The organism is Bacteroides sp. BFG-637 (genome assembly GCF_024793605.1).
GTDB classification, from domain to species: domain Bacteria; phylum Bacteroidota; class Bacteroidia; order Bacteroidales; family Bacteroidaceae; genus Bacteroides; species Bacteroides vicugnae.
On the sequence record NZ_JANUPD010000002.1, the window covers coordinates 1,333,178 to 1,345,646 of the forward strand.

Genomic DNA, 12,469 nt, shown 5'->3' on the forward strand with positions numbered 1-12,469 from the left:
TATAAATAACAAATCAAATTGTCTAATGTTCAAAGACATATTCCTTATAAGATTTCTCAAAAATACGTTCATATTGCATTGAACGTTTGAATCAAACTATAAATGATCATCAAAAATCAACTAACAAGCTTGTTACAAACAAAGTTGTTAGTTGATAAAAGACAGAGATGGGTAAAAACTCCCCTTTTATCAAAATCACCCTCACCACAAATTGAACTGCACCCCAAAAGTTGGACACAAAACTTTAGGAGTGCAGTTCAAATAGTTGTAGTAAGGATGATTTTTAGTTTATGAGAGTTTCTACCCTCGTTTATATCAATAACTAAAATTCAGAAAAACATAGTAAATCACTTTACCAGTAACATGCTTTACCTTTCAAAATAAAGGCAATGCTATCTCCATTAAAAGTATAAAACATAATTACGCAAATAATTCAAAAAGCCCCAAACCGTCATCATCATTGCCAATACAAACATAACAACACCGGTGATTGCCAAAGCAATCCAATGTTGTGAATGGTCATCCGAATATTCTTTATGTCCATCATTAAACTTATAAATTGTCCGTACCGTCTGCGCGCCTGCCAACAAGCCGAATAATCCGGCAAAAATACCATTGTGGATATTCCCGCCGCCACGAAGCGCACGCTTATCAATCAGGAACTGGGGAGTTCTGCTTGCAACTATATAAAGCCCGGTAGCCACCAAAGTGGAAACCATCATGCCAACTCCCATCATCCAATACATCAGGATGCCGACAATAACACCCAGCCAAACCAATTTTTTAGAACCGTCAAAATGACGCTCTTCCCCGCTATTTATCACATCAGTCAGCGCATTTAGCCGTTCTATTACCGCTTCGTCAGTAGGTTGCATCGCGATAACCTGATCTATCAAAAACGCCGACTGCTTGATTTGTTTCATTTTTGTCGGCTTCCTAAACTCGTCATCACCCGTTTTCTCAATCACAGTCCAGATGGCGAATGCCTCATCCATTAACCGCCACGCCTCTTCTATCTCCCCATCCGTCATCTTTTCTGACATTCCGGCTGCCACACGTTTACTCACCATATTTTCTACCGTAAAGACCTCTTTATAACGGGCTCCTTTATACCACACATATCCCATATGCCCTATAACGAATAAAACGATAGCGGAAGACAATATGATTTGAAAGATAGCCAAGATCTTCTGTCCCAAAGGTATTCCGTCGTCTGTAGCAGCATCGACGATGGCCTCTTCACCGCTACCGGCTTTCACCAGTGTCAGACCATTAAATGCAGCATCCTTTCCGCCCTTGTCCAGTCCGGAAAAATACAATTTATCATCCTTACAAACGACTTTACATTGGCCTGAAATACCCGTATCAACATCCGGACGCCCGCCCACAAAACTCAATATCACCTCGTTGCCATTCATATTCTCAACATAAAATTCATAAGTTGACAATAGAGATTGTCGGCCACTGGGCTCCAACATATTCACCTCCATAAATCCATTACATCTGGCATTCTCATTATAAGGATTCAACTGCCAGTTGCCATCGCAATTCAACGTCAACGTAACCGATAAATCACCTTCTTTATTTGCTCCTTGCCAGTCACCCGTGAAGGGTTCCTCTTGAGCAAATACATTAATAGAGACAAGCATCATTACGATGCCAAACAAATACTTCTTAATTTTTTCCATATCACAATAATGTTAATTAGTTTCTAATAGAAGTCAGTACTTCAGCACCTTAGCTGCCACATTCTTAAACTGTGGCATGGCCAGACCGATTGAAGCACCTATATAAGTAGGATCACAAATGATATATTTCTTTCCGCTTACCGTCACGTAATCCCCGTCAACAACTTCATCAAAACAGACCGCCGTTGCCATATGGTTGGGATACTCCAACAGCACGGCATCCAGTCTCATCAACGTATGTACTAAATAGAAATACAATACCGCACGATCCTCACAATCAGAATAAGGATAATAGAGTAACTCATCCACAAAGAAAGGTTTTTCGTATCCGAACTGCTCTCCGTCCGTCTTATAGTCAAAAGCTGTCTGCACAAAATTGATTAATATATTGGCAGCCTCCGACTGCTTCTTTCCCTGTATGGCCGCCTTCAATGGCGGAAGTAGCGTCTGCTGCACTTCCTCACTTACAGGAGCACCTACGTAGACAGAAAAGTCACATTGCGGATAATCCTTATAAAAGGAAATAAGCCCAGAGTTAACCTTAGAATGGACTCTAACAGACGGATAAGCCTTCGCTTGCAATTCCTTTTCAACATAAGTCCCCAAAAACATTTGAGAAGCACAGATGCTCATATTCACCTTATTCTTTGCATTGGCAAAGTCACGATTATAAGTATAGATCGAATTGCTTTTATTTTTGGATGTATCGAATCTGTAATAGGTTACTCCATTAAGAGTAATGAAACAAGTGGCATAAATCATATCGTCCGAAGCATAGAATAAAGTAAGGCGACCGTCCATACGCGCCACTTTCACCCTATACCCCGATTGGGAGAGGATGAACATTTGCATGAGAACTATTTCGTCGGAATGAGTACTTCCACATAATTCGACGGCCACTTTCCTGGTCAGCAACAGATACCCGTAGTCATTCAGGTTATTTTCTTTCTTGATGGCCAGACAGTCGTCTATCAAAGGCTGGTAATCGCTACTTGAAAGAGTTTCCCATCCGGCAGAAATATCTTTTTCAGCAATCCCTTTCAAACTAAGCCGATTCTTCAGCGATGGGTTGACCATACACTCTTGATTATAGAATGAGAATTTCACACCAGAAGGTGACCGTTTTACGGGAGGGGTTACAACAGGCTTCACATTCGAATTTTGTTTCGGCCGGTCTTCCACTTTCTTTTCGGGTTTTATAGTTGAGTCCTTACCTCCCGGCAAGACAGGAACAGGCATTTTTCCCTGCGAAGGAGAAAAAGTAGCACTAGGCACCACTTCCGGGATGGGAAGTCGTGTTATGCCTCCGACTTTAACCTCCTGTGGCTTTCCTACAGGCTTTTTGCGGTCAAAGTTAACCGGCTTCACCGGCTCCGGTCTTTGAGGACGTACCACCGGCTTTTGCAAGTCATACTCTTTCCAAGTTTCTTTCAAAAATCTGGCAAACTCCTTATTTTGTTCACTCACGAAGTCATCAAAGTCTTTCTGTTGCTGCTTTACGAAATCGTCAAAGTCTTTCATATCCTTGTCTATCTGTGCAACCAGAGTGAACGGCAAACAGCTTGACCATACAACCATAAAGAATATCCGTTTCAAAATTTCTCTCATTTCTCGTTGATTTTTTGTTGTTCTGTGATTTGCCAATCCATACATAGCCGATTATTCCGTATTTCCTTTACGAAAGGAGATATGGATAGAAACGTGACAATCTTTTCCCTATAAAGCGCGCGACTGGATTTATTGCCGCCATTAAACTCATCACTGACCCGCCTGACATCTACATTGGAAAAAGGATATAATAATAAAGATTTTACAAAAGAAGCCATATAAGCAGTCCAAAATCCACTTTTCAGTTCTATCCCATCCACACTTTCCCTACTTTTGGCACAGAGGGTATCTTCGTACCAATACCCTTTTTGTGACGGACGGATTGGAACTCCGTTCATGCATGACAAGATACAGGGAGACACCAATGTCCCTTTCATCTGAAACCGTGACTGAAACGATTCCTTCGGACAATTACCGGATTCCAACAACAAATTGAATTTTATCTCTTCTTCTTCCACCCTTTCCTTCGTAAACAAAAACATCAATTCGCTGACCGAATGATAAGATAAGTCACAACTATCCGCCTGCATAAAAGAAACTTGTATAAATTTCTCACCGTATGCGGAAGTATATTCCTCCTCAATCCGATAAGCCTCCCGACGTACAGTTTGCTCAATTACTCCTAAAGTAAGTATCTTGTTTCTTTCGTCTTCATAAGTATTGACGGCAGTGTCCGTGCTTGAAAACACATCGGATAACAGATTCAGATGCACACCTTGCTGTAACGAATACAGATAGACCGCTCTTTGCAAAGCCTGAATTCTAGCTGCTTCGGGGTTCATGCACGGATCGGAAACCCCTATCACTCTATCTTGTTGCCGGGGAGCAAACACCCATTCCGGCAAGGCTTCCCGATGCCCTGCTACCCAATCATAAGATTGGTTATAAACCGTATCGACAGAGGCAACCTGCGCGGACATCTCATCAGTCGGAGAGAAAAATAGCAAAATCATAAAAATAACTACCCAACTATGCCGTATGTCCGATAAATCACATTTCATTATTCAGTTTTTAGATGATTGGGTAGTTACTTAAAGAAATTGTTATTTATACCTATTATGATTCTCGAAAGTTATTTATTGAGCATTTTTACTCATTTCTTCCTCAAACACTTTCTTGAACTTTTCGTACTCAAAGTCAATGCGCAATTTTTCATCGTTCTTAATACGATTGGCCATCGCATCCATGATTTCCTGTCCTGCCAGTTCCAAAGAGACATATACCTTATACTTACCATCAGGAGTTTTCATTGTCTTCTCACAAATGACGCGCGTACCGCTCAATTCCTGTTCTACCACCGTACGGGTTAATGATTGATAACGGCTTTTACTCTCATCGTTTTCTCCTTGCTGGTAGGAAGAAACGTAGCTGTCAGTCACCGATTTTACTTTCGCACCGATCGCAGTCGCTATTTCAGCACGAGCATCCGTCATCGCTTTTTTCTTAGCGATGGACATATCCGTAGAAAGCCCCATTGCACTCGCCCTGAAATACTCCTTATTCGTCTGGAACTCCGGTCCCGAACAGGGAACGTTAATTTCGACATCCTGCTGGACTGTCGGTTGTTGCACGGGCTGTACCGCAGGTTTTGAACTACCACAGCTTGTCATAACAGCGATAATGAATAATGAAGCGCCCAATAAACTAATTTTTTTCATGTCTGTACATTTTAATGTTAATATAAAATCATTTTAAGTCTCTCAATTTAATAGTATTGCCTTTAAAATCTTTCAACTGGAGCAATGCCACCGATTGCAGTTTTCCCACTTCAATGACCATCTCCGTAGGCACCATAGGTACAATAAGTGCACTGACTCTGTAATTATTGGACTTAGACCCCAGTTTCAGATTCAAAACCGGATACTCTTCCCCTTTGTCGTTTACAATTGTGAGATTTCCACTGTAAAGATCCACCTCACAATCATCAGCAGTCTCATTCATTATTCGAAGATGTATTTTTGATTTATCCCCTAAAACCGTAAGCTTCTCAAATTCTACGAAAACTCCGTCGAACCACTCCGCCCGGAGTGCTTTCGATGATTCCGGCCCGGCTTTCTTCACCGGAACGGGAGAAAGAGTGATTTCGGGCCCCTCCACAGGGATAGGAACAGATACAACCGGAGCAGGTTCTTTCGCCGAAGTAGAAGGGTCAGTTACCGGGACAGGGATATCCGGATCGACCTGTTGTCTTTCAAGAATCTTTCCCACCCTATCGAATGTCAACTTCTTCAGTTCGCGGACAAACTCCCGATTCAACCGCTTTATCACTTCCCGGGCTGCCATATTCTTACCTTGGGAACCTGCCTTGCTCTCGGGAACCAATGTGCGTTCGTCATTGATGGAGTAATTCAGCATGATTTGTCCCGTCCGGTTATTGGTCACTTTAATGCCCAAAGTAGAAAAGAACTCAATAAAATTGTAGAGTTCGCCCGGAATAGTATTGCCTTTACGGCACTTATTGTCCAACATGACAATGACGTCAGCTTCAGAGGGCGATGTAACCACATTGAAGAAGTTGTTATTCAACAGACTCTTTACAGTTCGTTCCACTATATCTACATCGTTCCGAACACTCTTCACATAAGCAGAAACCTGTGTTTGCTCCGTTTCAATAGTTAAAGTAGTTTTGGGAAGAGAAGAAAGTATCTGTTTGAATAAAGCAGCATAAGCCCCCTTACGGAATACACTGAACGCATCGTCCACCAGTGAGATGCCGATTTGCTGCCGGGCTTGTTTGGAAGTAATATTATGTACATAAAGAGCGGTCACTCCCGTTTCACCAGTGGGAGACATGGAGGACAAATCTCCGGATCCGAAAATGAATTCTGCTTTGAGCCGGATATTCCTCAACGGACTTCCATTACGGTACACTCCCACAGCAATCGGTTCTTTTATACCTTGAAACGGTACACCCGAAACTGTTGGCGGATTTAAGACAACTGCTACTCCATCAAATACACCTGCTAAAGCTGCATACAACTCTGTGCCCAAATTAATCGTTTTTCCCTCATAAGAACAGAATAATTCTTGATTGAGTACCGGACGGATAGCATCCATTCCCTTCGAGAACAATTCAATGGCAGTCACCAGATCCCCTTGCCGGAGGACAACATTACCCTTATACCAAAAATCAAAGCCATTACGGATTGCCTTTTGACGGCGAGCCTCCACAAAATCCGCATAATCATTTTTATTCAGTTCATAATATACCCAATATTCATTGTCACCCTGCCAAGAATCCACCAAGCGAAAATCCTCTATCTCCTCGCGGGTTTGCGTACGGGTGCTCTCGGCAAATGTTTGTTTCACACTGCCAGCCTCCTCAATGGTGTTCAACAAAGAACGAGTGGCTATTTCCACTTTTATTTCAGATACAAGGTCGGACAACGCATTTTGCTTTGCTTTCTGCTGATAATCTTTTTCCGAAACTTCTGCCATCCCCACTCCGCTGTAATTCAATCTGTCAACCGGATGCTGCCGTACCCAGTCCGGCCGGTTTTTCTGTTGTCCTGACAGTGGAAGATAACACAAGAAAGCCGCAAGGGCAAATAAAAGCCAATGTTTCATATGCTCTTCGATTATTGAATAGTCAAATAAATGGTATTTCCATCCACTCTGTGTTCACTATCTATGCCGGAATCATTCAGATAATTCACCAGATTATCGGCAAACGTAATACAGTCCAGAGGCAATCCGTCGCTATCTTTCGCCGGAATCTGTACGGAATCAAATATGAGGCTATCATCCACGGCACCTTGAATATGATAACGTCCTCCCTGGGCATTCTTTCGTACCCAGTTGCGTATGTATGCCGAAAGTGTGGTATTCCCATTAATCCTGCTATTCATCGTATTGATAGCATTGTCGGCCAGGCTGACACGGAGAACCACTGTATTACCGTGTTCTACTTTCCGGGCAAATTCTTTTGAGATGTCTTTCAGAAAACCATCCAATACGTCCTGCGCTGCATAAGCGCATAGTTTATCCACATCTGTTGTCCTAAAACGGTTAGTCCAACTTTTACGACTGGCCAAATCCATTCCGGTAGCCGTTTCACGAGCAGTCATAATCAGCGAAACTCTACTACCCGCAGTTGTAGATATATCTTTTTGCAGGTCGACAATTACATATACATCAGCCCCCGAATTCATCAATAGCTGTTTATCATTGGAATCGGCATTCTTACTTTCCCATTCGGAAGCGCGCAGTGTTCCCTCCAGTTTTCCCTCGGCAGCTATGGTCTTTACACCAAGCTTGACAAATCCGTCTTTTACCGTGCTGACCGCTATGCGGAGATCAAAATCGTTCTTCAAAATAGTAGCGTATGAATTCCGGTCATTCCTTTTATAGGGAACCACCATGATAGTCGGCAAAGCTATTTGTTCCCGGGTTTCTTTCATCGACCTGTCTTCCTGCGATTTCTCCATCAACTTATTCCGTATCAGGTCTTTCTTGAGTGCGCCCAACAGGATTTGAGCTGTCACTGTCCCCTTATAGAGTTTGGAGGGTTGCCGCGCAGGTTCTCCCACTGTCTCGTAGTCTTTTACAAAAAGCATATAGCGCGAACCGAAAAACTGGCTCATATAGTACGAATCCTCTTTCCCGATCAGCGGTTGCCCATTCTCCACTCCGTCAATGCCATTCAGGAATATAGCATTAAAAATTGATTTCAATGCCATATTATATACTTCTTTTTTCTTGGCGGATATTCCGGAAGCAGTGACAATCACCAGATTGTCATCGGCTTTCACACAAGTCACCTCATTAGAGTATAACTCCTGCGCCGTGAGATGAATGGCGCATACCGACAGCAGTCCCCAAAGAATCAGTCGTGTCTTCATTTCTCTTTTCAGTTTGCTAATTTATTAAGTCAGGCCAATCAGAATCCCAGAAAAGTATCCGGTCGGGAAATAACAATCAATTTCTTTTCCTCTCTAGTGGCTTTCATTATATCTTCCCCGCCTTTGCTCACTGTACACAAAGAACGTGTTCCACTCAAGACTTCCTTTACATTCAAGCGTCCTATCTCTTTGAGTGACAGTTCACCGGCAATGTCCATCTCAATGTAAACTCTGAACTTCTGACTTTTCTTTATTCCCCTTTTGGTTCCGAGGTCGATATATACAGTTTGCGCCTTGTCTTTCTTGGTACTTTCCACTTGTACGATGGTCCCTTCAATTTTAAAATACTCGTTGACAAAGTCGTCCATACTAATCTTTGCATAATTCAATGTTTTGATGATTGCTTCGTCGGGAGTATCGCCCGTGCTTCCGGTCAGTCCTTCGTGTGAAAATGCTTTCGTACCGATCAGCGTACCGTTCGTAGGATTTACAATCTTTAATGTATAAGAGACACTTCCTTTATAGTAAGTTTTCCCCTTACTATCTGTTTTTTGGAGAGCTTCCATACTGGTGATGTTTCCCTGAATGAGATATTGGGCGCCCAATGTCGTCATTTCCTCACTTCTGGAAACAACATCTCCCATAGCAGAAGCTTCCTGACGCCTTTTGGCTTCGTTCTTCAACGCCTCATCGGAGTCAACATCAATCAGCACTACACGTTCCATTTCCTGGATACCTTCGATCACTTTATTGCGCAATGCTTCTGCCAAAATAGGCTTGATAGTTGTAGGCCGCGAGAAATAATCAATGTAAACTCTTTCTTTTTCATTCTCTTCTGTTTGTGCAAAACTCAACATCGGAATCAAGCAAATAGATAGTAGTAGTAAGATTCTTTTCATATTAATATATTATTTGTTATTAGCTTATATGTTTGTTCGGTTGCAAAGTTAAGCACATAGCGATGTTAATTATATACACTATAATTACTACAAGCAACCTATATTCGGTAAATACCCCCCAAATTTCAAAGACAAAGGACAGTATGTGCAATCTATCAAATAAAATAGAGCGATTTTCTTCCGTTTAAGTTCTTCGTATCATACTATTTTTCCAACTTCAAAGAATAAGTATAAAATAGCATTTGGTATATCCACTAAAATTGTTATATTTGTCCAATAATAAATTGATTCCCAATAACAATATATATGGAAACTGATTTAAAAAAGATAGTAGGACACCGGCTGCAAATGCTTCGTATGGAAAAGAATCTCACTCAAGAGCAAATGGGAGAAAAGTTGAACTTATCGACAAGCGCCTATTGCAAAATTGAATATGGAGAAACAGATCTTACATTAACAAGGCTGAATAAAATAGCAGAAGTGCTCAATATGTCTGCATTGGAACTATTTAATAAGATAGATGGGAATGTATATGTCAACAACTCCGGAACAATCGGAACAAATATCGGAGTAGCAAAAGACTGTAGCACCGTACGCATCGAAGCCGCTGACGATCTCCGTGAGCTCATTAAGGCAAACAGCCGTCTCATTGATATGTTACACAAGCGCATAGAATTTCTGGAGAACAAGATGCTAACAGCTGAAACATAATTTATTTAGTTATAGGTTTCATTGCTGTTAAATTAAACGACCGCCGATAATATCACGATAATTTACTGTATAAAGAATCAAATAAGGAGAACTTAAAATCTCTGTTTTTTGATATACCGAAAAAAGTTTATCTTTTCTGCATAAACAACTTTTGAGTTTCTAATAAATTCTTAAGGAGTTTATTAAAAACGGTATCTAAGTTTATTAAAAACCCGAATGTAGCTTTCAGAAGGATTTACATTGAATTTATGCAACAAAAAAGGCTGCAAACCCTATAAAAGGTTGCAGCCTCAAGCTTTTCATCGGGTCGTCTATACCCTAATCCTCATAAGGATCTCCTAGATGTTTTGTTATAATCTTATACTGTTTCATCGTCAGATAACGATGATTATACGGCATATAACCGGTCGGTACAAGCTCTTTGGTCAACGGGTTACAGTCTTTAATCCATCGGCTCAGACAACGCACTGCATTTTTACTGGTCGTACATCCGGGGAAGTACAATGCAGCTAATACAGCAAAAGATAAGATTCGTCTCATTTCGTTTTTAAAGTTTTAATTTGTCGTTTCATTGTTTCTTTCGTACTACAAATATACAACATCAAAAAGCGTTTGTCAAGTCATTTGGGATTTTGCCGTTAATATAAAGAACTATTTATCCATACAAAGTTAATTATCAACCAATTAAGCCATCATTTTATTTTTCCAATATTTGACATTGCAATTATTGCACAGCACTTATAATATAGCAAAATCTTTCCTTTAAAAGGAACGCCCTGTTGGTTTAAAACCAAAGCATCGTTCCTTTAAAACCAACGGGGTGTTCCTTTTAAACCAAGAAAACACTTATATTCAGACCTTATTTTCTAATTTTCCCAGAAGCTGTAATGATATTCAGGAAGACTTACTTTCCTCCCTATTACTTATCTCAAAAGCATCCTACTTTAGCCATCAAAAAGCGCACCGTGTACGATAACAGTGAAAATCAGTGAAAGAAATTAAAAGAGAAACAAATACGACAGAATTATTTGGAGGTTAGTTTGCAAAGACATACATTTGTCATGTGATTTTTTTCATAGTATTAGATTTAAGGTTAACAAAGGTTGGAGCAAGGCGTTGCTCCTTTTTTTATATCCATATATAAGGTTAGTCTATACGAGTTAATTCAATAACTGATACATTCCTCCTGCTAATACACGAACTACTCCTTTCATTTCCAATTCAAAAAGAATAGCATTTATCTGATGTACGGGAATATCTGCTTCTACCACCAGAGAATTAATCTGTAAATTCCCCTGTTTCTCCAGGATAGAGACAATCTTTTGTTCTTCTTCGGACAAGTCGGGAAAAAGACTACGTTGCACATTTACTTTCCCGGAAAAAAGTTGCCGGTATATTCCATCCCATTGCCTGTACAAGATCTTCAGCCGATAATAGTAAGGAAGCCTTATTATCTCTAATCAACCGATTACACCCCTTTGAATATTCATCATTTATCCGCCCGGGAAAAGCAAAACAATCGCGGTGATAGCTTTCAGCAAGTTCAGCAGTGATTAATGAGCCTCCTTTTTCTGCCGATTCAATGACAACCGTAGCATCACACATACCTGCAACAATACGGTTACGGCTGACAAAATTATGTTTGTCGGGATTCGTGCCGGACAGAAATTCGGTCAACAGTCCTCCTTTTTCGAGCATATCAATGGCCGTTTTTCGATGGACATAAGGATAAATGCGATCCAGACCATGGGCAAGAACACCTACCGTAGGCAGGTCATTGACCAGTGCTTCACGATGTGCATGGATATCAATCCCATAAGCAAGCCCGCTGACTACCAACACATCAGGACAAAGTGTTTTCAGATCGCGTAAGAAAGAGGCGCAAATACGGGTACCATAATCAGTGGCATTACGGGTGCCTACCATATTTATGATATGCAGGGAATTCAAATCGGTATTTCCTTTAAAGAAAAGGACGATAGGAGCATCTTCACATTCCCGCAAACGGGAAGGGTAAGCCTCATCATGGAAAGTCAGGCAGGAGATCCGGTTCTTCCGGATAAATTCATATTCCTGTTCGGCGCGGATCACAGCTTGCGGACAATCCAACGCCTCTATCACCCGTTGACTCACTTCAGGAATACGTTCCGGTATTTCTTTACGCAGACGGAAGACATCAACAGCATTGTTCATTCCGTCTATCAAATGTTTCGCCCCTATGTGCCCGATACCGGGCACCATTGTCAGGGCGATACTATAAATCTGTTCTTCCTCGGAACTGCTCATTTCAGGTAAGGGGCAAAGACGCTATCGAATAATTCGCTGTCACTCAAACGTCCGTTTACCACACATACCGTTTCAACAGTGGATTTCACTACTACTTTATGATCACTCTTACGGAAAATATCTTGATAGAATACATATTTGATACCTTCCTTCTTCATATAGAGTTTAGAGACAAACTCGTCTCCGCTTTTCAACGGCGTTTTGAATGCCATATTAATGCGTGCCACTACCGGATCGACTCCCTGTTCGTGAAGTGCAGCAAAGCTGACACCGACCGACGTCAGAAATTCATGACGGGTATGTTCCAGATAATGCTGATAGTTCGCATTATTAACAATTCCTTGAAGGTCGCACTCGTAATCACGCACCTTCATTTCCAATTCATAGATATAGTTCATTTAAATTGAGAATTGAGAATTAAAAGTTGAGAAATAAT

The 12,469-nt window shown here is 41.1% G+C and carries 10 protein-coding genes and 1 pseudogene; 1 reads left to right on the forward strand and 10 read right to left on the reverse strand.

Features of this window, described 5'->3' with window-relative positions; translation table 11 throughout:
- Positions 1-401: 401 nt before the first annotated feature.
- The 7 genes from NXX38_RS05720 to NXX38_RS05750 all read right to left on the reverse strand — a co-directional run bounded on the left by NXX38_RS05720 (position 402) and on the right by NXX38_RS05750 (position 9,036).
- Complete coding sequence (locus NXX38_RS05720) at positions 402-1,688, reverse strand: hypothetical protein (protein WP_258978773.1); 1,287 nt, start codon at positions 1,686-1,688, stop codon at positions 402-404.
- Between the two features lie 33 nt (positions 1,689-1,721).
- On the reverse strand, positions 1,722-3,266 hold the full coding sequence (locus NXX38_RS05725; protein ID WP_374226064.1) for a hypothetical protein: 1,545 nt from the start codon (positions 3,264-3,266) through the stop codon (positions 1,722-1,724).
- Between the two features lie 26 nt (positions 3,267-3,292).
- Positions 3,293-4,297: a hypothetical protein gene (locus NXX38_RS05730; protein ID WP_254887038.1), complete on the reverse strand. Its 1,005-nt coding sequence runs from the start codon at positions 4,295-4,297 to the stop codon at positions 3,293-3,295.
- A gap of 75 nt (positions 4,298-4,372) precedes the next feature.
- Entirely contained in the window at positions 4,373-4,954 is a 582-nt protein-coding gene (locus NXX38_RS05735) for an LPP20 family lipoprotein (RefSeq protein WP_217720843.1), read from the reverse strand.
- Positions 4,955-4,982: 28 nt separating this feature from the next.
- Positions 4,983-6,863 (reverse strand): LPP20 family lipoprotein, encoded by a 1,881-nt coding sequence (locus NXX38_RS05740; RefSeq protein ID WP_258978778.1) that lies wholly within the window; start codon positions 6,861-6,863, stop codon positions 4,983-4,985.
- 11 nt (positions 6,864-6,874) lie between these two features.
- Positions 6,875-8,137 carry a DUF6175 family protein gene (locus tag NXX38_RS05745; RefSeq protein ID WP_217720841.1) on the reverse strand — a complete coding sequence of 421 codons (1,263 nt, stop codon included), beginning with the start codon at positions 8,135-8,137 and terminating at the stop codon, positions 6,875-6,877.
- A gap of 38 nt (positions 8,138-8,175) precedes the next feature.
- Positions 8,176-9,036, reverse strand: a complete 861-nt coding sequence (locus tag NXX38_RS05750) for a penicillin-binding protein activator LpoB (RefSeq protein WP_217720840.1) — start codon at positions 9,034-9,036, stop codon at positions 8,176-8,178.
- A 306-nt stretch (positions 9,037-9,342) separates the two neighbouring features.
- Here NXX38_RS05750 and NXX38_RS05755 point away from each other — a divergent pair, with 306 nt between their 5' ends.
- Positions 9,343-9,747, forward strand: coding sequence for a helix-turn-helix domain-containing protein (locus NXX38_RS05755; RefSeq protein ID WP_217720839.1), 405 nt, complete (start codon positions 9,343-9,345; stop codon positions 9,745-9,747).
- A 318-nt stretch (positions 9,748-10,065) separates the two neighbouring features.
- Here NXX38_RS05755 and NXX38_RS05760 read toward each other — a convergent pair whose 3' ends face one another.
- The 3 genes and pseudogenes from NXX38_RS05760 to NXX38_RS05770 form a co-directional block, all read right to left on the reverse strand.
- On the reverse strand, positions 10,066-10,287 hold the full coding sequence (locus NXX38_RS05760) for a DUF4248 domain-containing protein (protein WP_004324036.1): 222 nt from the start codon (positions 10,285-10,287) through the stop codon (positions 10,066-10,068).
- Between the two features lie 620 nt (positions 10,288-10,907).
- Positions 10,908-12,033 (reverse strand): annotated as a pseudogene (dprA, locus tag NXX38_RS05765) (DNA-processing protein DprA).
- Positions 12,030-12,431, reverse strand: coding sequence for a thioesterase family protein (locus NXX38_RS05770; RefSeq protein WP_148366876.1), 402 nt, complete (start codon positions 12,429-12,431; stop codon positions 12,030-12,032). Before NXX38_RS05770 ends, dprA begins: the two are co-directional and overlap by 4 nt.
- Positions 12,432-12,469 lie beyond the last annotated feature (38 nt).

What these genes read in the sequence shown, in the direction of transcription:
- NXX38_RS05720 (WP_258978773.1), bottom strand. Translation starts at nt 1,688, where the DNA reads ATGGAAAAAATTAAGAAGTATTTGTTTGGCATCGTAATGATGCTTGTC.
- NXX38_RS05725 (WP_374226064.1), bottom strand. Translation starts at nt 3,266, where the DNA reads ATGGTTGTATGGTCAAGCTGTTTGCCGTTCACTCTGGTTGCACAGATA.
- NXX38_RS05730 (WP_254887038.1), bottom strand. Translation starts at nt 4,297, where the DNA reads ATGAAATGTGATTTATCGGACATACGGCATAGTTGGGTAGTTATTTTT.
- NXX38_RS05735 (WP_217720843.1), bottom strand. Translation starts at nt 4,954, where the DNA reads ATGAAAAAAATTAGTTTATTGGGCGCTTCATTATTCATTATCGCTGTT.
- NXX38_RS05740 (WP_258978778.1), bottom strand. Translation starts at nt 6,863, where the DNA reads ATGAAACATTGGCTTTTATTTGCCCTTGCGGCTTTCTTGTGTTATCTT.
- NXX38_RS05745 (WP_217720841.1), bottom strand. Translation starts at nt 8,137, where the DNA reads ATGAAGACACGACTGATTCTTTGGGGACTGCTGTCGGTATGCGCCATT.
- NXX38_RS05750 (WP_217720840.1), bottom strand. Translation starts at nt 9,036, where the DNA reads ATGAAAAGAATCTTACTACTACTATCTATTTGCTTGATTCCGATGTTG.
- NXX38_RS05755 (WP_217720839.1), top strand. Translation starts at nt 9,343, where the DNA reads ATGGAAACTGATTTAAAAAAGATAGTAGGACACCGGCTGCAAATGCTT.
- NXX38_RS05760 (WP_004324036.1), bottom strand. Translation starts at nt 10,287, where the DNA reads ATGAGACGAATCTTATCTTTTGCTGTATTAGCTGCATTGTACTTCCCC.
- NXX38_RS05770 (WP_148366876.1), bottom strand. Translation starts at nt 12,431, where the DNA reads ATGAACTATATCTATGAATTGGAAATGAAGGTGCGTGATTACGAGTGC.